Consider the following 16,891-nt stretch of genomic DNA (forward strand, 5'->3'; position numbering starts at 1 on the left):
CGCGGTCAGGCATTCTTTATTCATGGATCTGGACGCCCTGCTGCATTCAATCCCGCCGCTTGCGGTCTATCTGCTGGTCGGCGGCGTCGTCGGAGTGGAGAGCCTGGGCATTCCGCTGCCCGGCGAGATCGTGCTCGTCAGCGCGGCGCTGATGTCCTCGCATCACGAAATCGGGGTCAACCCGATCGGTGTCGGCGCGGCTGCGGTGATCGGCGCGGTGGTGGGCGACTCGATCGGTTACTCGATCGGCCGCCGCTTCGGGATGCCCTTGTTCGACCGCCTGGGCCGCAGGTTCCCGAAGCACTTCGGTCCCGGCCATGTCGCGCTCGCCGAGCGAACGTTCGAGCGCTGGGGTGTCCGCGCGGTGTTCTTCGGACGGTTCATCGCCTTGCTGCGTATCTTCGCCGGGCCGCTGGCCGGGGCGCTGAAGATGCCCTACCCGCGCTTCCTGGCAGCCAACGTGAGCGGCGGCATCTGCTGGGCCGGAGGCACCACCGCCCTGGTCTACTACGCCGGTGTCGCCGCCGAACGCTGGATGTCGCGGTTCTCCTGGGTCGCCCTGGTGATCGCGGTCGTCTGCGGCGTCACCGCGGCGATCCTGCTGCGCGAACGCACGTCGCGCGCGATCGCCGAACTCGAGGAAGAGCACTACCGCAAGACCGGGACTCCGGCTCCGGAAAAGGCCGCCTGACTCAGCTGAGCGCCCCTTGGGGGTCGTGCTCAGGTTGAACGCCGTCCCGCGGCCGGTGCTGCTCGATGAGGCCGCGGGCCATGGTGCGCGAGCGCAGGGCGGCGTCGATGTCGCCGACCGCCGCCAGGATGATCGCGCCCTTCATGAGGATCTGCCAGGAGCGCGCGAAGTCCTCGACGTCGCGTAGACCGGCGGCCACCGCCCGCTTAAGGACGATTTCCCGCACGTTGTTGATATGGACGATGCTTGCCTTTCCGGCGGGGTGGTCGGCGCCCAGTTCCAGCAGCACGTTGATGAAGGAGCAGCCCTCGAATCCGTCGCGGTTCTGGAACCACTCGTGCAGGACGTCGAAGATCGCCAGCAACTGTTCCTCCGGGGTGCTGCCGAGCGAGGCGGAGCGCTCCTCGATCAGACCGTGCGTCCACAGCACTTCCCGACGTTCGAGCACCGCCAGGACCAGCGCGTTCTTGGTCGCGAAGTGCCGGTACAGCGTCGCCTTGGCCACGCCGGCGCGCTCGATAACTTCCTCGGTGCCTACCGCCCGGATTCCACGCCGGCTGAACAACTCGTAGGCGGCAGTCAGAATCCGTTCGCGCGCGGGCACGGCGGGCCCCCCGGGACCCGTGACGTCGGGCGTTGTCATAACGAGTTTTACCGTACTCTTACCGAAGCCATGTAGACAGACAGCCCTGTCTTGTTATACAAATGGAACTTACACGGCGATCAAGCTGTCTGTCTTCAGATATGCAGGGCGGGCATCCATCGCGGCGCGATCTGCGCCAGCCGATTAGGAGTGCACCATGAGCCTGGTCATTGCAGAATCTTTTTCCACACATCTCACACTCAGCACCCGCCTGGTCTATCAACTCGGCGAACCACGCAGCACCTTGCGTGCGATCACCGATCGCAGCGGCGATGCGGTGGTGATTCACGCCGGCGGCGAAATTGACGCGTGCAACGAGAACACCTGGCACCAGCTGGTGACCGAAGCGGCCGCCACAGCCACCGCACCGGGTCCCTTCGTCGTCGACGTCACCGACGTCGATTTCATGGGCTGCTGCGCCTACAGCGTGCTCGCCGAAGCCGCCGAGCACTGCCGTCAGCGCGGCGTCGAGTTGCGTCTGGTGAGCCATGCGCCGATCGTCGGCCGCATCGTGGCAGCCTGCGGGCTGAGCGCGGTGCTACCGATCTACCCGACGGTGGACAACGCCCTGGCGATGGCCTGACGACGGTTACGCCGCGCCGTGGCGAGCACCGCTGGTAGCCAGCTCGCGGTCCGGCCCGGCGGGCGGCGGGCCCACCTCCAGCACCGAGCGCACCGCCGCGCGCAGGTACTCACGCAGATTGGGCAGGCTGTACCGCCCGCCACGCAGACCGATCCACTTCGGCAGATCGATGATGCAGGTTGCGATCAGGTCGACCGCCCCGTCGTCGCTGCGTCCCCAAAGCCCTTCTGCCAGTTGGGCCATCACGGCGGCCAGCTCACGCTCGAGAGCCTGCAGGTGCTCGGCGATATCGGCCGGCATCGGCTGACTCACGACGTCGTCACGACGCACGGTCATCAGGCAGGCCGACGAGCCCGGATACAGGTCCGGGTACAGCAACGAGGTCTCGGCGGCGGCGTAGACGGCGTCCAGGGGCTCGCTGCCAGGCTGGGACCTGGCCTCCTCGATCAAACTGATCAGCTGGTCCAGGAAGCGCCGTTCCGCGCGGATCCAGACCCGGCCGAGCAGGCCGCCACGGGATTCAAAGGTGCGGTAGATGGCGCCGTTGGACACGCCGGTGGCCTTGGTGAGCGCACGAATCGTCACCGCTTCGATGCCGTCCTGGGCGACCAGGTCCTCGGTGGAATCAAGGACGTAGTCATGTTCTTGCAACCGGGGACTCAACACTGCTAGATCGCTCCTTCATTGGGACGTGCTTCGCACGCCGCCGAACCCACCCAAGAGACCCCGTAAGAGCCGAACTCTCGGTTCCCTCCGAGGCCATTGTCCCCAACGAGGCGGCTTCGTACTGGGAAATGGCCGACATGGCCAACTTCTCCGTCCTAACGCACATGAACGGCAGGTTTGCCCCGCCGTCGCAGGGGTAGGTTGCGGGCATGAGCACGCGGCGCTCGGGGGGCGGCCTTCCGACGGTGGGTGTGGAGGAAGAGTTTCTCCTGGTCGACCCGGACACCGGGGAACCGGCGCCGCGCAACCGCGAGGTGGCCGCCGAGGCCGCTCGCCGCGGAGTCGAGCTCGAGCTGGAATTGGCCAGCTGCCAGGTGGAGACGACCTCCAGCGTGGCGACCAGCGCCGCACAGCTGCACGAAGAGCTCACCCGGCTGCGGCGCACGGCCGCCCGGGCCGCTGCGGCCGTCGGCGTGCGCCTGCTGGCACTGGGATTGCCTCCCGTGACACCCCACGAGTTCCCGGTCACCGACACACCGCGCTACCGGCAGATCGGTGACCAGTACGGGATGGTGGCCCATGAGCAGGGCATCTGCGGGTGTCACGTCCACGTCGAGGTGCCCGACCGCGCCGCGGCCGTCCACGCCGGCAACTGGCTACGCCCATGGCTCCCGACTTTGCTTGCGCTGTCGGCGAATTCGGCGATCTACCGCAACAGCGACTCCGGTTACGCAAGCTGGCGCAGCGTGCTGTGGCGGCGCTGGCCGGTCGCCGGGGCCCCGCCGTACTTCACCTCCATCGACGAGTACGACCGCACGGTGCGCATGCTGGTCGATACCGGAGTGATCCTGGATAGCGGGATGGTCTACTGGGACGTGCGCCCCTCGGCGGATTTTCCGACCGTAGAGGTCCGGGTGGCCGATGTTCCGGCGACCGCGGCCGACACCGTGCTGCTGGCCACGCTGATCCGGGCGGCCGTGATCACGGCGGTCGACGAGCGCGACCGTAGCGTCGACCGGTTGGCGCCGGCCGCGCTACGGGCCGCGTACTGGAAGGCCGCCCATGACGGTTTGGCCGGCAGCACTTTGGATCTGGTCGGCGACCGCGGGGCAGTGCCGGTGCGCGAGCAATTGAGTGCGTTGGTTCATCGGGTCCGCCCGGCGCTGGACGCGCTCGGCGAATACCACCACGTCGTCGACCAACTCGACCGCGTGACGACGCAGGGCAACGGGGCGATGCGACAACGTCAGGCATGGCACCGCCGGGAGACGGCACTGGACGTCATCGAGGACGCAGCGGCGGCGACGGTCAGCTGAAAAACGTTGCCGCGCCTAGTGTGATGCCTATGGAGTAGGCCGGGTGGTGGTGGTGGGCGCTTGCGCCGGGGCTCCCGGTCGCCCGGGACCCATCGTTGCGCCAGGGCCCATCATTCCCCCCGGTCCCATCCCTCCGCCGGGTTGCATCGTTCCCCCGGAGCCCATCATCGGGCAGGTTCCGGTGCGCCCGCCGCCGGAGCCGCCCTGACCCCATGGGTGGCCATCCTGCGACCACGCCACGGAGAAGCCCGCGAAAAAGACCACCGCAACGATGAAAACGACACCGGCCACGATGCCCACCCAGGCCGCCAATTGCCCCAGCCAACGACCTTCGGTCGCGGAGGCGGCCGCCGAGGTGGATTCGGATTCTTGCGTCATATGTCAACGCTAAGGTGCAGATACCCCTCCGGGGTAGGGCATTAAGTCCCTGATCGTCAGGTGTGCGGCGCTCCCGGGCCACGGTCGACGCCGGCACGCAACTTCACCGACGCGGAGTAGGCCAGGGTGCGGAAGTGCAGCACCGGATCCTCGGAGGGTTCGATGCCGTCGGTGACCCGCATCGGGTCGAAGACCACGATGTCGCCGCCGTGTTCGCGCTCGGTGTCCACGCCGGTGACCTCGATCGTGCCGACGCTGATGGTGTCGGCGCTGTGCCAGGGCGCCGACGGATCAACCGTCGAGTCCTCCGGTCCGGCGAGCTGAACACGGAAATCGAACCGCACCGGACCGTCGCCGAGGCGGGTGTGCAGTTCGTCGTCGAGGAAGTCCCGGTCCTTCTTGCGGGCCGCCCGCAGTGGCAGGTGCTGTACTCCGGCCGCCGGAATCAAGTGGTAGCGAACGAATCTGGCGCTGCCGTCGGCGGCGACCCAGCGAAAAGCGTGCAAACCGTGGTATTCGATGGTGGCGTAACTTGCCGGCGTCTTGCCGGCGGCCGCCAGGACCGGCAGAGCACGCAGCAACGCCGGGCGGGTCGCGAAAAGGCGGGCCAGCCGGGCCGGCATCGCCGGGCCGGGCCGCAGCGCCTTGAGCAGATCGACGAATCCCTCCGGCCCGCTCGCCGCGAACAGCCGGGCAGTCTGGGTGGAGACATCGGTCGTCGTGCCGTCCGGCAGCGTGAACTTCACCGCCAGCCCGCGCACGCCCGGCGCCCCGTCCGGCTGGGCGGGGTTGCCCGATCCGTTGGAGAACCGCACCAGCACCGGCACCGGTGAGCCGTCGAGATGCCTTGCGCGCGAGAGACCTGCGGCCTCTGGCGTCGCAATGAAGGTACCCCGGTACAGGGCGCCTTTGGCGTGCAGCGCCCGATAGCCCGGACACGCGCCGCCGCCGTCCCGGATCGCGGCGATTGCGTCATCAGGAGTAACCGGCATTGCCGAATCGTATGTCCTCGCGACCGCATTTACACGGCGAGCAACCGGTACAGACCGATCAACCCGACCACCACGATGGTGCCGCGCAGCGCATTTGACGAGAGCCTTCGTCCGTAGCGCGCGCCGATCAAACCCCCGATCAGTGACCCTACCGCGATCAGTCCGGCCACCGGCCAGCTGATGCGCTCCCAGGCGACGAGCGTATAGCTCACCGCGGCAACGATATTCACAATCAGCGTGAGCAGATTCTTCGCGGCGTTCATGCGCTGCACCGATTCCGGCAGCAGCGCGCCCATCACCCCGACCAATAGAATGCCCTGCGCCGCGGTGAAATAGCCTCCGTAGGCACCCACCAGGAACGTGCCGATCACCAGGGCCGCCATCCTGGCCGGCGTGATGTGCTCGGCGGAGCGGCCCGCGTCTTCAGCGCGCCGGCGCGCCCACGACTGGATGCGCGGTCCGATGACGACCAGGATCAAGGCCAGCACCAGCAGCACGGGCACGATCCGGGTGAAAACCTTCTCGGGCAGGTGCAGCAGCAGGTATGCGCCCAGCACGGCGCCGGCCAGCGATGCAGGGATTTGCCATCGCAACCGGTTCCACTGCCCGCGCAGTTCCCTGCGGTAGCCCCAGGTGCCCGATACGCTGCCGGCCACCAGCCCGATCGCATTCGACATGGTGGACGTCACCGGCGGATAGCCCAGCGCGACCAGTGTCGGAAAGGTGATGAGGGTGCCCGATCCGACGAGCGCATTGATGGCGCCGGCCCCGAGCCCGGCGAGTCCGATCAGGAGCATGTGGGAAACCGACACCCGAAAACCCTAGACTGCCTAGCGAATCGGTGTCTGACCGCCGTATGCACCGATGCGCTCGGGCCGGTCGATGTGGTGTCGATCAGCGATGACGAGCATCCCTACCCACGGTCTGTATCAGCGGCGACAACGCCTCGATCGACGGTGGCCAGGCCGGGATCAGCGGTGTGCCCGGGCTGGCCGCCCACGGCGAATGGATCGACTGGATCGACCCGGGCACCCGCTGATTCCGCTTAGCTACCGGTGTAGGGAATGTTGGGGATGTTGGGGATGTGGGGAAGGCTGTCCAGCGACGGCATTGGTCCGCCCTGCTGGAATAGCTGGACCGCGGCGTTCTGACCGTTCTCGTTGGCGACCCAATCCCGCACCGTGGTGTACAGGTTGGTGCTGGCCTGGGTGGCCAGCTTCGCCGCCAGGTCATACATCGTCATGCTCGTGCCCGGGATGACCTGGCTGCCCCGCGGGGTGTGTGGGCCGTCCTTGTTCAGCACCGTGTGGCACTCCTGGAATCCGGGCGGCGGTCCGCCGGCCGGGCAGCCCTCGAGGGGGAACTGCTGGGAGAAGTCGATGTTGTAGTAGCCGGTGTGCAGATCCGCCGGGAAGTCCGCCGGGTTGCAGGTCGGGAAGATCGGCGGTGCGAGCCGGTCCAGTTGGCCGATGGCGACGTTCTCCTCGACCCAGTTGGAGTGCGCGTAGAAGTCCTGCTGCGTATGCAGCAGGGCGCCGAAGGCGGCGCGGGCGCCCGGTCCGTCAGCCTCGACGTTGCCGTTGAGCACCGATCCGCTCAGCACGATGGGCGAGAAGACGTCCCAGGCCTGGCGGGCCCGGTTGCAGATGTCAACGGGGTTGATGGAGTTGTCCAGGTGACGGAACTCGTCCGTGGCGAACACGTCACTGCCCATCGCTCCCCCGCCGGGCGGCGGGCCGATGAGGATCTGGTTGACCGCCAGCTGGCTGACCTGGTCGGCGGGCAGGGCGTTGCGGGTGATCGTCTCGTGGTACTTGACGTAGAAGGCTTGCGCCGTCGGGGCCCCGAAAGATGCGACCGCGGCGAGGCTCGCCACTATCGCGACGAGGACACCCATCGGGCGTCTGCGGATGAGCGTCATGAAATCTCCGTGCTAGTAGGACCGAGAAGGACGTGCTGGCGTGCGCTTTCGTAGACGTTTCCTGATGAACCTTACGAAATCAATAAATGGTCGGCGATATCAGCATGGGCGAATACCAGCGACTCTTACTGCGCAAGCGTCAAATAGGAGTCGGCCGACCGTTACGCAGGCGGACCTTCGGAAGCTCGGAAGATGTTGCGCTGGTGCGTATTAGAGGTACGGCAGCGTGGTGGTGCGGTACGTCTCGCCGGTGTCGGCGAGCAGCTCGGTGAACTTCTCCCGCAACGTCACCGTGGCCTCGCCCACCGGCCTGTCGCAGAATCGGCAGTGCGCCGTGAACTGCGTCTGCTCGCTTTCCTCGGGCCAGAACCGGCGGGGTCCGACCGTGGCCCCGGGGTCGTACTGGACCGACTGGTGCGCGGTTTCGCGCAGGATCCTTCCCACCGGATGAGCCTGCGGGCATTCGAGTTTGAGCGTGCCTATGCCTTCGGAAAAGCTCATGCGGATGAGGGTAGGCCGTCGTGCTGGCGCTCGCCCGCCCTAGACGTCTGCGGTGGTGTACCTCGTCTTGTTCGGCGGCGCAGCCAACAGCGGCGGAAGCTCGGTCACCTTGCCTTCACCGGCACGGAAACGGCGGTACGCCTCATCGGCTTCGACGGATTCCCAGACCTCATAGATGAGCCAGTGCGCTTCGTCGTCCTCGTCGATCCACACATCGGTCTGCAGGTTGCCGTCAAACGCACGGGTGACTTCCAGGGTGCGGCCCATCAGCTCGCGGCCGGCAGCCACCGACTCGGGCTTGAACCGGAGCTCGAGAATCACCGTGACCGCCATGTCGTCTCCCTTTCGCGCATCTGGATGCGTTGCTCAGTCAGGCGCATCACCGAGAATGTATTTCTGCAGGCCTCCACTCGCACTTTCGCTGCAGATTTGCAGCCTCGGCGACTGGACGCGTGCTGGTGGTGCGAGCCAGTCTCTAGTTATAGACGGGCCGAAATCTGGGACGTCAGCCGGCAGCCCACTCCTTGGCCTGTTCCAGCTCGTCGAGGCCGAACACGGCAAGCTCGCCGGGAACGAGCCAAGCCAGCGCATGCAGCACGTGAGCGACCCATTCGAGGTCGGTGACGATCGCGATGCGCTTGAAAGCGGCATGGTGCGGCAAGACGGTGCCGAAGCCGAGCTTCAGGTCCTCGATCAGCCCGCCGGGCCCGAAACCCTCGTAGTCGGACGGGATAACCTCGACAATCCTGATCTCGCCGGTGTTCAGCCGCTCCTGCAGGCTTGGCCTCATCTCGCGTAGCTCGTCGCCACGAAGTCGGCCTGATACGCGGATGCCGGTTACTCCCTCCGGCATGTCCGGCAACAGTTCAATCATCGGAATCTTCTTTCTGTGGCGGGGTCCCAACCCCTACCGCCAGTCAACCCCCGCGTCATCATGCGCGCAATGGAGGCCGTTTCATCCGGGCAATGCTGTTGTTCCGTAAGGCATTTCGGGGTGCACGAAGACGTCGTTCAATGTCACGGTGCGGAGCCTGCGCGCGCGGATGATGTCGACCAGTTGACCGTAGACATGCGTGACCGGTGTGTGGTTGAGGTGGCCGATCACGATGTTCTGGGCAGCAAAGTACTGGTATGCCAGCCGGACGATGGTGTCTTCCGGGAGCAGCGCGGAATCCCGCAGGTCGCCGCTCCACAACGTGGGGTTCTGATAGCCCAGATCGGCAGCTACCGCGTCGACCGACGCGTTGTGGTGGCCGTACGGCGGGCGGAAGTACGGCGCGGCATCGACTCCGTAGGTGTTACGCAGGAACACGTCGGTGCTTTTGAGTTCGTCCGCGATCTGTCGCGGCGTGAGTTTCGTCAGGTCCGGGTGCGTCCAGGTGTGATTGGCCAGCTGGATCTGACCGGATTCCACAAGCGGTCGCAGGGATGCGGCATTCTCCGTCCAGGCGCGATAGGCGCCGGTGACGAAGTAGGTGAGCCGCACGCCGGTGTCCCTGGCGAATTGCGTGTAGAGCCGGACCACTTCGGTGTCAGCGCCGTCATCGACCGTCCAGGCCAGCAGATCGCCGGCCCCGGGAAGCTGCTTGAGCACCGCGCCTCGCGCCAGCGGCACCCGCGCGCCCGGATCAGGCGGCGGCAACACCTTCAGTGACGACGGGTTGGGATCAGGCGCCGAACCGAGGACGTCAGCGTGCGCCACCGGCACGCCGGTGGCCGCGACGGTTGCGGCCAGGGCGATCAGGAACCGCCGCCGCTCCAGTTCGCTCACGTCTGCGCTCCTCAGCCCGCGGCGCCGGTCAGGGCGGCACGGCACATCATCGGTCCAAGTGCCAGACAGGTTAGGCCGCCGGCCGCCTCGCGCGGCCGTTCAACAGCCGGGTGTCGCGGTCAGGTACGGACTTGTGACCTCGGGGTGCTCAGGCCGCAACCAGGCCGAGCGTCAAGGACGGTGAGGAGGCAGGGTTTGGGAGTGGTCCCGGCTGGGATCGAACCAGCGACCTTCCGCGTGTGAAGCGGACGCTCTTCCACTGAGCCACGGGACCGGCGCCGAGAGGCGAACGACGTCGAACACTAGCACGGTCACGGCGAGGGCCGGACGGGCCAGGGGTTTCCACGCCCGTCCGGAGCCCCCGTCGACATGCTCTGACCAAGCAATTTGTGCGGGACTGCTCACTGGACTATCGTCGTGCTTCGCACCGGGCGACGATCTCGCCCGTTGCGCGCGGATGTAGCGCAGTTGGTAGCGCATCACCTTGCCAAGGTGAGGGTCGCGGGTTCGAATCCCGTCATCCGCTCGAAGGTGCGAATTGGCATCAATCCCAGCGGTGGAGTGGCCGAGTGGTGAGGCAACGGCCTGCAAAGCCGTGCACACGGGTTCGATTCCCGTCTCCACCTCCGATTTCGATCCCCCAGCGCGATTAGCTCAGCGGGAGAGCGCTTCCCTGACACGGAAGAGGTCACTGGTTCAATCCCAGTATCGCGCACCACGTTCTAACTGCGGTTTCATCCGCAAAATCAGTCCGCGTGAACTCAATGTGAACTGCTCGGCGCAAACCTCAAAGGTTTCGCCATGTCCAGTGCCGCCGCCGAAACGGCGCTGAGCGACCACCTGCACGACGCCCGTAAGCATCTTCTGCACGCCTATGTCGCCGTCGATGAGTCCGACCGCGATGTTGTCGGCGCCCTCATCAACGACGTTGACCGGGTGTTGGCCGGCGTGACTGCGCGGCAGTTGCGCCGTTCCTGAAATATGCCCGCTTCCGGCATTTGCGCTGCTAGCGACATATTTCTGAGTTTCTTTGCAGCCCTTGGCAATTCGCCATTTTCGTGGGTTAGCTTGGCGGCATGACAACTCCCACCAGCACCCCACCGACCGGTCCCGAAACCGCAGCGCTGGACTACCTCGTTCGCATCGGCGAAGCCGTTCCCAAAGCGACGGCCCTCGCCGGTGCGCTGCGCGACTTCGCCGGCGCCCTGCACGTCGAGGGCGCACTTGCCGGCCTCACCACCGCCGCCGATGCACGGCTCGCCGCCGCGACTATCGCCGAGGCGGCCTGCACGGCCGACGATCCCGCCGCCGCGCTCAGGATCCGCGCCGCCGCGATCCGTGCCGGGTGCTGGGACTGCGCCAATCCCGACGGGCTCGCCCAGGCGCTCGACGGCGCCGCAACCGTGCTGGACGTGATGTGAGCGGGCCCGCGCCGCGATCGTTCCCGCCGGCGTGGGCCGGCCTGGTCGACGCCATCCTCAGGGCCTGGGCTGTTCGTACAAACGGCAACGCCCGATGAGGATCTCTGCCAGCCGTTCAGGTTCGCTCACCATCAGCATGTGGCAGGTGTCGATCTCAATGAGCGTCTGCACTCCGCCAAGCGCGGCGATGCACTCGCGTTGAATCTTCACCGAGACGGCGCGATCACGCCGAGTGAGTATCCACGTACGTGGCACATCGTCGGGCATTCCACTGCGGTCAACTTTTTCAATCATTATTGAGGGTGATTCCTGACAGGACCGAGCCAGCGTGAACCTGCGCTGTGCGGGAGTCATTCCGTTGCAGAATACAAACCTCGCCAACGCAGTAGGCAAACCTCCCGGGCGTAATGAACGGGATTTCTGCACATGACGTTTCGCGGTGCGACGTGCGTACCAGCTCTGCGCCCCGGAAAGCGTGTCCACCAGGGCGCTGCCGTTGGTTGGTACTTGCGCGGTGGCCAAGATCATCTCCCGCACCCGCGCCGAGCCGAGCTTGGTGACAACACCGGGGACGATCACGCCCGCCAGCGAATGGCCGACGATCACGAGGTCGTCGAGCGCAGCATTCTCGATGTCCGACACCACCGAATCGACCCACCCATCGACACAAGCGGTGATCAAGTCACCGCCTTTAGTTCCCCGACCCGGCAAATCAACGGTGAGCACCTTTAGTTCCGGCTCCAGGATGCGGATCACGTCGATGGTTGGGTCCCAAGAATCAGCGGCGAACCCGCCTCCGTGCACGAGAACCAATGCGGGCAATCCCATCGCCAGGTCCTCCTTCAGCGTCGTGAGCCCAGGACCGCATCGTAAAGCGCTGCCACGACGGAGCGGTATACCGCGGTCGACAACGACGCGATTCGGGCCGCGGCGTTGTCTGCGCTCCAGGCGTCGTCTGGCCGGCGTTCGGGCGTCTGATCGGCTCCGCCGCGTAGGTACTCGGCCAACGTCTTTCGTATCGCGGCTGGTGTAACACCCAGATTCAGGATTCGTGCGCCAGCAGGTCTCTGAGCGCCCCACCAATCGAGCGCATTCCAGCAACCACCGTGTCCCGCAGATCTGAGCCGCCGGCATCCCAGTTGGCAATGACGGCATAGGAGAACGAGGTGCCATTTCGTTCGACGGTGCCCACGTCGGCTCTGACGGCTGCGTCGGTCCCGGTCTTATTGCGGATGGTGAAGCCGCGATCGGGTTCGGTATGCGCCAGCGGATCAAGGCCGAATGCGGACGCCACCATCGACAGATCCACGCCCGTCGCCAGCCACGCGTTCAACTCGTTGGAGACCGACGACGAGATGAGACGCTTGGCGGCCAGGTGACACATGAAATCGGACAACTCGGCGGCCGAACCCACCGAGAACGTCCACGCGTCATCGGGGCCGCGCTGGTCCCGAACCCGATCGAGCAGCGCAGTCTTGGTGAAACCAATTGCCCCACCGAGTTCTTGGACGCTCTGCAATCCCACACGGTTCAGCAACACGTTGGTGGCGAGGTTGTCGCTTACCGACGCGACCAGCACGCACAGATCGCGGACACATAACTGCTGAACCTGCAGATGCTGCCAGATACCCGAATCGGCAACGTGCACGGCAGGATTGCGGTCCAGTACTTCGTCGAAGTCCATCGTGCCGTCGTCGCACCGCCGCGCAACTTCGGCTAATAGCAACAGCTTTCCGACACTGGCAGTCTTCATGGCCGCATCGCAATTGTGGTGAACCAGCGGGCGACCGGCGGCGTCTCGAATACAGATCGACCAATTGATGTCGGGCGTGCTGCCGACGGTGTTGCTGATCGACCGGTGCAGCGCGGCGTGCGGAATCGGCAGCCCATGCGGCATCACAGCACCGTAGATCGACTGAGCGTTATGGCGCCAGCGTGATGATCCCCGGCTCCAGAGGCGGCATCGGGGAGACCCCACCGGTGCCACCGCCGGTGCCTCCTCCCCCACCGCCACCGCCGGGCGGAGGGCCGACAACGGGAGGTGCCGGCTTCCTCGGCTGGGGCGGGGCCACTACGGCCGGTGGCGTGAGGTTCTGCGCCTCAACTCCCGGTCCCGGCGGAGCCGGGATTTCCGGATTGGCGCCTTTGATCAGCGAAGAAGCCAGCACCACAACATGTTTCGACTGACTCCAGGCTGCGGGATTGGTGAACACCACCCGTCCCCGGTTGTTCGGGCAGTAGGCCTCCACTGCCGCGTCGAGAAATCGCGATTCGGTACGCACCAGGCGGGCCGGGTCGGCGCCGGGGGTGACGGTGTTCGCGGTATCCACCAGCGCATCCAGTAGGGCGTCCGCCGACATGCCGGACGCGAGCCCGCCGCAAATTTGATGCGCTGTGGCGATGAGGGCCGGCACACCGGAGATGGCCGAGACGCCCTTTTGGTCGAGCAGAGCCAGGAACTGATCATCCTGGGCCGTGTCGGCCCACGATGCGGCGGCGTTCACAGCGGCGGCGCCATACAGCAGCGAGACGCCAGCTAGTAGGGACCCGGCAGCGAGGGTGATGCGGGTGGACATAGCGGGGCTCCGATTGGCTCGAGACCGGTAATCCAGACTCCCAATACATCGGGAGTTAGCAGAAAGTTTACCTCACGTTAACCCTTAAAATCACCCTGCGCTGATGTTCGGCGAGTCTTATCTCGGCGTTGTCAGCGTCGCGTGATCAGCACCGTCGCCGCCCATGTACTGCGCGAACCTGGAAGAGTGACCAGGTATGTCACTGCTCGCAATCCTGCTCGTCGTCGGTCTCGTCGGACTCGGCCTCGTCGCCGGACTCATTGCGTTGGTGGTGCGTATGACGAGATCACCGAAGCCCCAGCCCTACGTGCCGCACGCGTGGCAACCGGCTGCGGGCTGGTATCCCGATCCGTCGACGCCGAACGTGTTGCGCTACTTCGATGGTCAGACCTGGACGCAGGCTACGAAGCCCACGGGCCAGGGCTGACCCGAAGCCGCACGGCGATAGTCGGTGACCAACCGGTCTAAGCCGTCAGCGATTCGATGACCTTGACCAGCTCATCGGGGGCCTCCCAGTTCAGCGCGTGCCCCGCGTCGGCCACTGTGACCAGCCGGGCGCCGGGAATGCCGTCAGCCATCCGGCGCGAGTGATTGGGCGGTGTGGTGCGATCCGCCGCCCCGACCATGACGACGGTCGGCACCGTGATCTCGCCTAGGCGCGGATAGCGGTCTTCACGCGAAAAGGCCCGCACGATCGGAATATGCGGACCGTGTTCGTCGACGTGCTGCCGGAAGCCCTCGGTGAACACCGAGACCATTGCCGGGGACGGTCGCTTGCCGCACTGGGCGGCGCCGAATAGCACTGCCATCGTCCGGTAGCGCAGCAACCGCGGCAGTATCCCGCGCTCCAGCAGCGGCATCTGCACCTTGTTCTGAGGCGCTCCGTCCATCACACGGCCGGCCCAGGTGGCGAACAGCACCAGGCCTCGCAGACGCTCCGAGACGTCGGCATGGTCGAGCATTGCGCGGATGGAGACGAATCCGCCCATCGAATGGCCGACGAGCACCGCGTCGTCGACGCCGAAATGTTCGAGCACCGCGGCGATGTCGGCGGCCATGGGCCCAGAACCGATCCCCTCGGAGCCGAGCGTGGACCTGCCGTGCCCGCGCTGATCGAAAGCGATAACGCGATACCCCCTGGCCAACAACGCATCCCACACGACGTTCCACTCGGCGAGGGTGACGGTGTAACCGTGCACGAGTACGACCGGCGAACCCTCGCCCGCGGACAGCGCGCGCAGCACCGTCCCGTCGGGGCGGGTGATCGTGACCTCGTCGCCTTCCGGCTCGGCCAGCAGTTGCTCCCGGGTGAGCGGATCGGGGTTGCGTTCGATCCACCCGACAAGTGCGCGCAGTCCGGCCCAGCTCAACACGCCGGTGGTCCCCAGTGCCGCGCCCGCGGCCAATCCCGTCCTCACCGGCGATAGTCCTGCGTCATCACGGCACACTCTCCCTCACGCACGCGGGTGTCTTCCGCCCTCCTTGGTACACCGGGTGCACACGCCCGGGCTACCGGTGGGGACGCACTTGCCGCGCAGGATGTCGCGGACCCCGCCTGCGCCCGAGGGACGCCGGCTGAGGCTCAGCCGCCGTTGCCGGCCGGTTGTGCCGGCGGCAACTGCGACGGGCAGTACACGCCGGCCGAGATCGCGGTGAAACGGGCCGCATTCACTTGCGACAAAGCGGGGTTCGCGTCCTGCAGCACCTTGACGACCTCGACCCCCGTCTTGCCCTCGTTGGCCATATCGCACACCTTCTTGCCGGCTGCGATCGCACTCTCGGGGTCCTTGTAGGTGAGCCCGGCCGCACCCAGGGAGACCAGAAAGGCCTGATCCTGGTTGGCATCTGCGTGCGCGGGGGCCGCCCAGCCGATGACGGCCACCGCGGCGGCCGCGCAAACGAGGATTCTCATAGCCCTGAGATTCTCCCAAACCCGAGGTCAGGCCGCATCTCGAGCGACGACGAACGCGAGGTGAACTTTCCCGGCGAAGTCGTCAACCCCAGGTTGACAGACCAGCAATCGTCAACCTAGCGTTGACGGCATGGTCGAGCCCACCAAGATCACCCATCCCGTCCGTCTCGACGAGCTGATCGACACCATCAAAAAAGTCCACAGCGACGCCCTGGACCAACTCAGCGACGCCGTCCTCACCGCGGAGAGCCTCGGCGAGGTCGCCGACCACCTCATCGGACACTTCGTCGATCAGGCGCGGCGCTCGGGTGCTTCCTGGACCGACATCGGCAAGGCGATGGGAGTTACCAAGCAGGCTGCCCAGAAACGGTTCGTCCCCAAGGCCGACGCCACCCCGCTCGACCCGGAGCAGGGCTTCTCCCGGTTCACCCCACGGGCCCGAAACGCCGTGGTGGCCGCGCAGAATGCCGCACACGAAGCGGGCAACGACCTGATCACCCCCGACCATCTGCTGCTGGGCACGCTCGGCGACCCCGCGGCGCTGGCCACCGTGTTGATCCGCCAACAGAAGATCGACGCCGAGGCCCTGCAGAAGTCGATAGAACTTCCCGCGCGCGCGGCGGAAATCCCCGCGCTGATCCCCTTCAGCGGCCCGGCCCGCAAAGTGCTCGAGTTGACCTTCCGTGAGGCACTTCGGTTGAGCCACAACTACATCGGGACCGAACACATGCTGCTCGCGCTGCTCGAAGCCGAGGGCGGTGCCGGTCCGCTGCACCGCGCCGGCGTCGACAAGGAACGCGTCGAGGCAGACCTTGCCACCGCTCTGCAATCCTTCACCGCTCCCCCGGACGCACAGACCTGAGGGGACCAACCCTGCCCGCAGCAAAGCTGCGTGTGTAATCATGCGAAGGTCCGGAGAACAGGCAGCCCAGGAGGCGAAGATGCACCGCTGGCTGATCGTCCTTTCCGCGTTCCTCGTCATGGCGGCGGGCGTGTTGTCGGTAGACGCCGCTCTTCCCCGGGCGCGGGCCGGCGACGCACCGATCGGCCACATCGGCGACACGTTGCGAGTGGACACAGGTACCTACGTCGCTGACGTCACCGTGACCAGCGTGGTCCCCGTCGACCCGCCACCGGGATTCGGCTACACCCGCAGCGGCGTTCCGGTGAAAAGCTTCCCGGACAGTTCGGTGAACCGCGCCGACGTGGTGGTCCGTGCGGTCCGGGTGCCCAACTCCTACGTCATGGCGACCAACTTCAGCTTCGACGGTGTCACCCCGTTCGCTGATGCCTACAAGCCGCGGCCGTGTGATGCGCCGGATTGGCTCGACGCCGCGCTGGGCAATGCGCCACAAGGTGCAGTGGTCCGGGGCGGGGTGTACTGGGACGCCTACCGCGACCCGGTATCGGTGGTCGTGCTGCTGGACCGCAAGACCGGTGAGCACCTCGCACAGTGGAATCTCTGATCTGCACGACGATCTGCACGACGATCTGCACGACGCTCGTTACGACGATCCGGA

Annotated in this window: 23 protein-coding genes and 4 tRNA genes; 11 read left to right on the forward strand and 16 right to left on the reverse strand. The window is 66.2% G+C overall.

Annotated features, from left to right (window positions below; genetic code table 11):
* Positions 1-22: 22 nt before the first annotated feature.
* Positions 23-691 (forward strand): DedA family protein, encoded by a 669-nt coding sequence (locus QXH22_RS02355; protein ID WP_306241159.1) that lies wholly within the window; start codon positions 23-25, stop codon positions 689-691.
* Between the two features lies 1 nt (position 692).
* Here the strand turns inward: QXH22_RS02355 and QXH22_RS02360 are convergent, their stop codons facing one another.
* Complete coding sequence (locus QXH22_RS02360) at positions 693-1,334, reverse strand: TetR/AcrR family transcriptional regulator (RefSeq protein ID WP_306274847.1); 642 nt, start codon at positions 1,332-1,334, stop codon at positions 693-695.
* A gap of 157 nt (positions 1,335-1,491) precedes the next feature.
* Here QXH22_RS02360 and QXH22_RS02365 point away from each other — a divergent pair, with 157 nt between their 5' ends.
* The gene (locus tag QXH22_RS02365; RefSeq protein WP_306241161.1) at positions 1,492-1,917 is read left to right on the forward strand and encodes an anti-sigma factor antagonist; all 426 of its coding nucleotides are present in this window, start codon (positions 1,492-1,494) and stop codon (positions 1,915-1,917) included.
* 6 nt (positions 1,918-1,923) lie between these two features.
* Here QXH22_RS02365 and QXH22_RS02370 read toward each other — a convergent pair whose 3' ends face one another.
* The gene (locus QXH22_RS02370) at positions 1,924-2,583 is read right to left on the reverse strand and encodes a TetR/AcrR family transcriptional regulator (RefSeq protein WP_306241162.1); all 660 of its coding nucleotides are present in this window, start codon (positions 2,581-2,583) and stop codon (positions 1,924-1,926) included.
* 209 nt (positions 2,584-2,792) lie between these two features.
* Between QXH22_RS02370 and QXH22_RS02375 the strand changes: the two genes are divergently transcribed.
* On the forward strand, positions 2,793-3,899 hold the full coding sequence (locus QXH22_RS02375; RefSeq protein WP_306274848.1) for a glutamate--cysteine ligase: 1,107 nt from the start codon (positions 2,793-2,795) through the stop codon (positions 3,897-3,899).
* Between the two features lie 27 nt (positions 3,900-3,926).
* Here QXH22_RS02375 and QXH22_RS02380 read toward each other — a convergent pair whose 3' ends face one another.
* The 9 genes from QXH22_RS02380 to QXH22_RS02420 all read right to left on the reverse strand — a co-directional run bounded on the left by QXH22_RS02380 (position 3,927) and on the right by QXH22_RS02420 (position 9,736).
* The gene (locus QXH22_RS02380) at positions 3,927-4,277 is read right to left on the reverse strand and encodes a hypothetical protein (RefSeq protein ID WP_306241164.1); all 351 of its coding nucleotides are present in this window, start codon (positions 4,275-4,277) and stop codon (positions 3,927-3,929) included.
* A 56-nt stretch (positions 4,278-4,333) separates the two neighbouring features.
* Complete coding sequence (locus QXH22_RS02385) at positions 4,334-5,269, reverse strand: catalase family peroxidase (protein WP_306241165.1); 936 nt, start codon at positions 5,267-5,269, stop codon at positions 4,334-4,336.
* Positions 5,270-5,298: 29 nt separating this feature from the next.
* On the reverse strand, positions 5,299-6,081 hold the full coding sequence (locus QXH22_RS02390; RefSeq protein ID WP_306241166.1) for a sulfite exporter TauE/SafE family protein: 783 nt from the start codon (positions 6,079-6,081) through the stop codon (positions 5,299-5,301).
* A 233-nt stretch (positions 6,082-6,314) separates the two neighbouring features.
* A complete protein-coding gene (locus tag QXH22_RS02395) occupies positions 6,315-7,190 on the reverse strand; it encodes a hypothetical protein (protein WP_306241168.1) in 876 nt (291 codons plus the stop codon).
* A 210-nt stretch (positions 7,191-7,400) separates the two neighbouring features.
* Positions 7,401-7,691 carry a hypothetical protein gene (locus QXH22_RS02400; protein WP_306241169.1) on the reverse strand — a complete coding sequence of 97 codons (291 nt, stop codon included), beginning with the start codon at positions 7,689-7,691 and terminating at the stop codon, positions 7,401-7,403.
* Positions 7,692-7,730: 39 nt separating this feature from the next.
* Positions 7,731-8,024 (reverse strand): putative quinol monooxygenase, encoded by a 294-nt coding sequence (locus QXH22_RS02405; protein WP_306241170.1) that lies wholly within the window; start codon positions 8,022-8,024, stop codon positions 7,731-7,733.
* 172 nt (positions 8,025-8,196) lie between these two features.
* Positions 8,197-8,565 (reverse strand): STAS/SEC14 domain-containing protein, encoded by a 369-nt coding sequence (locus tag QXH22_RS02410; protein WP_306241171.1) that lies wholly within the window; start codon positions 8,563-8,565, stop codon positions 8,197-8,199.
* Positions 8,566-8,646: 81 nt separating this feature from the next.
* Positions 8,647-9,393 carry a polysaccharide deacetylase family protein gene (locus QXH22_RS02415; protein ID WP_371934199.1) on the reverse strand — a complete coding sequence of 249 codons (747 nt, stop codon included), beginning with the start codon at positions 9,391-9,393 and terminating at the stop codon, positions 8,647-8,649.
* Positions 9,394-9,664: 271 nt separating this feature from the next.
* Positions 9,665-9,736: transfer RNA gene (locus QXH22_RS02420), tRNA-Val, on the reverse strand.
* Between the two features lie 179 nt (positions 9,737-9,915).
* Between QXH22_RS02420 and QXH22_RS02425 the strand changes: the two genes are divergently transcribed.
* From QXH22_RS02425 to QXH22_RS02450, 5 genes are all read left to right on the forward strand, one after another.
* Positions 9,916-9,988: transfer RNA gene (locus QXH22_RS02425), tRNA-Gly, on the forward strand.
* 29 nt (positions 9,989-10,017) lie between these two features.
* Positions 10,018-10,088, forward strand: a tRNA-Cys gene (locus QXH22_RS02430).
* A 17-nt stretch (positions 10,089-10,105) separates the two neighbouring features.
* A tRNA-Val gene (locus tag QXH22_RS02435) sits at positions 10,106-10,180 on the forward strand.
* 83 nt (positions 10,181-10,263) lie between these two features.
* Complete coding sequence (locus tag QXH22_RS02445) at positions 10,264-10,440, forward strand: hypothetical protein (protein WP_306241172.1); 177 nt, start codon at positions 10,264-10,266, stop codon at positions 10,438-10,440.
* 98 nt (positions 10,441-10,538) lie between these two features.
* On the forward strand, positions 10,539-10,883 hold the full coding sequence (locus QXH22_RS02450) for an amino acid aminotransferase (RefSeq protein ID WP_306241173.1): 345 nt from the start codon (positions 10,539-10,541) through the stop codon (positions 10,881-10,883).
* Between the two features lie 57 nt (positions 10,884-10,940).
* On the opposite strand, the gene QXH22_RS02455 is transcribed toward QXH22_RS02450, so the two are convergent.
* The 3 genes from QXH22_RS02455 to QXH22_RS02465 form a co-directional block, all read right to left on the reverse strand.
* Complete coding sequence (locus QXH22_RS02455) at positions 10,941-11,711, reverse strand: alpha/beta fold hydrolase (RefSeq protein ID WP_306241174.1); 771 nt, start codon at positions 11,709-11,711, stop codon at positions 10,941-10,943.
* Positions 11,712-11,925: 214 nt separating this feature from the next.
* Positions 11,926-12,780: a serine hydrolase gene (locus QXH22_RS02460; RefSeq protein ID WP_306241175.1), complete on the reverse strand. Its 855-nt coding sequence runs from the start codon at positions 12,778-12,780 to the stop codon at positions 11,926-11,928.
* Positions 12,781-12,805: 25 nt separating this feature from the next.
* Positions 12,806-13,459 (reverse strand): DUF732 domain-containing protein, encoded by a 654-nt coding sequence (locus tag QXH22_RS02465; protein ID WP_306241176.1) that lies wholly within the window; start codon positions 13,457-13,459, stop codon positions 12,806-12,808.
* A gap of 196 nt (positions 13,460-13,655) precedes the next feature.
* Here QXH22_RS02465 and QXH22_RS02470 point away from each other — a divergent pair, with 196 nt between their 5' ends.
* On the forward strand, positions 13,656-13,886 hold the full coding sequence (locus tag QXH22_RS02470; RefSeq protein WP_306241177.1) for a DUF2510 domain-containing protein: 231 nt from the start codon (positions 13,656-13,658) through the stop codon (positions 13,884-13,886).
* A gap of 37 nt (positions 13,887-13,923) precedes the next feature.
* Here the strand turns inward: QXH22_RS02470 and QXH22_RS02475 are convergent, their stop codons facing one another.
* Both QXH22_RS02475 and QXH22_RS02480 read right to left on the reverse strand, forming a co-directional pair.
* Positions 13,924-14,877, reverse strand: a complete 954-nt coding sequence (locus QXH22_RS02475; RefSeq protein ID WP_306241178.1) for an alpha/beta fold hydrolase — start codon at positions 14,875-14,877, stop codon at positions 13,924-13,926.
* A 164-nt stretch (positions 14,878-15,041) separates the two neighbouring features.
* A complete protein-coding gene (locus tag QXH22_RS02480) occupies positions 15,042-15,371 on the reverse strand; it encodes a DUF732 domain-containing protein (protein WP_306241179.1) in 330 nt (109 codons plus the stop codon).
* Positions 15,372-15,501: 130 nt separating this feature from the next.
* On the opposite strand from QXH22_RS02480, the gene QXH22_RS02485 reads away from it, so the two are divergent.
* Positions 15,502-16,233, forward strand: coding sequence for a Clp protease N-terminal domain-containing protein (locus QXH22_RS02485; protein WP_306274849.1), 732 nt, complete (start codon positions 15,502-15,504; stop codon positions 16,231-16,233).
* Positions 16,234-16,312: 79 nt separating this feature from the next.
* Positions 16,313-16,837, forward strand: coding sequence for a hypothetical protein (locus QXH22_RS02490; RefSeq protein WP_306244275.1), 525 nt, complete (start codon positions 16,313-16,315; stop codon positions 16,835-16,837).
* The last annotated feature ends 54 nt before the right edge of the window (positions 16,838-16,891 follow it).

This window comes from Mycobacterium sp. TY814 (assembly GCF_030755175.1).
In the GTDB taxonomy this organism is placed as follows: domain Bacteria; phylum Actinomycetota; class Actinomycetes; order Mycobacteriales; family Mycobacteriaceae; genus Mycobacterium.

Bases quoted from the DNA above. Each gene is read 5' to 3' on its own strand.
- QXH22_RS02400 (WP_306241169.1), bottom strand. From the start codon at position 7,691: ATGAGCTTTTCCGAAGGCATAGGCACGCTCAAACTCGAATGCCCGCAG.
- QXH22_RS02485 (WP_306274849.1), top strand. From the start codon at position 15,502: ATGGTCGAGCCCACCAAGATCACCCATCCCGTCCGTCTCGACGAGCTG.
- QXH22_RS02450 (WP_306241173.1), top strand. From the start codon at position 10,539: ATGACAACTCCCACCAGCACCCCACCGACCGGTCCCGAAACCGCAGCG.
- QXH22_RS02490 (WP_306244275.1), top strand. From the start codon at position 16,313: ATGCACCGCTGGCTGATCGTCCTTTCCGCGTTCCTCGTCATGGCGGCG.
- QXH22_RS02380 (WP_306241164.1), bottom strand. From the start codon at position 4,277: ATGACGCAAGAATCCGAATCCACCTCGGCGGCCGCCTCCGCGACCGAA.
- QXH22_RS02360 (WP_306274847.1), bottom strand. From the start codon at position 1,334: ATGACAACGCCCGACGTCACGGGTCCCGGGGGGCCCGCCGTGCCCGCG.
- QXH22_RS02480 (WP_306241179.1), bottom strand. From the start codon at position 15,371: ATGAGAATCCTCGTTTGCGCGGCCGCCGCGGTGGCCGTCATCGGCTGG.
- QXH22_RS02410 (WP_306241171.1), bottom strand. From the start codon at position 8,565: ATGATTGAACTGTTGCCGGACATGCCGGAGGGAGTAACCGGCATCCGC.
- QXH22_RS02470 (WP_306241177.1), top strand. From the start codon at position 13,656: ATGTCACTGCTCGCAATCCTGCTCGTCGTCGGTCTCGTCGGACTCGGC.
- QXH22_RS02355 (WP_306241159.1), top strand. From the start codon at position 23: ATGGATCTGGACGCCCTGCTGCATTCAATCCCGCCGCTTGCGGTCTAT.
- QXH22_RS02385 (WP_306241165.1), bottom strand. From the start codon at position 5,269: ATGCCGGTTACTCCTGATGACGCAATCGCCGCGATCCGGGACGGCGGC.
- QXH22_RS02365 (WP_306241161.1), top strand. From the start codon at position 1,492: ATGAGCCTGGTCATTGCAGAATCTTTTTCCACACATCTCACACTCAGC.
- QXH22_RS02375 (WP_306274848.1), top strand. From the start codon at position 2,793: ATGAGCACGCGGCGCTCGGGGGGCGGCCTTCCGACGGTGGGTGTGGAG.
- QXH22_RS02405 (WP_306241170.1), bottom strand. From the start codon at position 8,024: ATGGCGGTCACGGTGATTCTCGAGCTCCGGTTCAAGCCCGAGTCGGTG.
- QXH22_RS02460 (WP_306241175.1), bottom strand. From the start codon at position 12,780: ATGCCGCATGGGCTGCCGATTCCGCACGCCGCGCTGCACCGGTCGATC.
- QXH22_RS02445 (WP_306241172.1), top strand. From the start codon at position 10,264: ATGTCCAGTGCCGCCGCCGAAACGGCGCTGAGCGACCACCTGCACGAC.
- QXH22_RS02465 (WP_306241176.1), bottom strand. From the start codon at position 13,459: ATGTCCACCCGCATCACCCTCGCTGCCGGGTCCCTACTAGCTGGCGTC.
- QXH22_RS02455 (WP_306241174.1), bottom strand. From the start codon at position 11,711: ATGGGATTGCCCGCATTGGTTCTCGTGCACGGAGGCGGGTTCGCCGCT.
- QXH22_RS02395 (WP_306241168.1), bottom strand. From the start codon at position 7,190: ATGACGCTCATCCGCAGACGCCCGATGGGTGTCCTCGTCGCGATAGTG.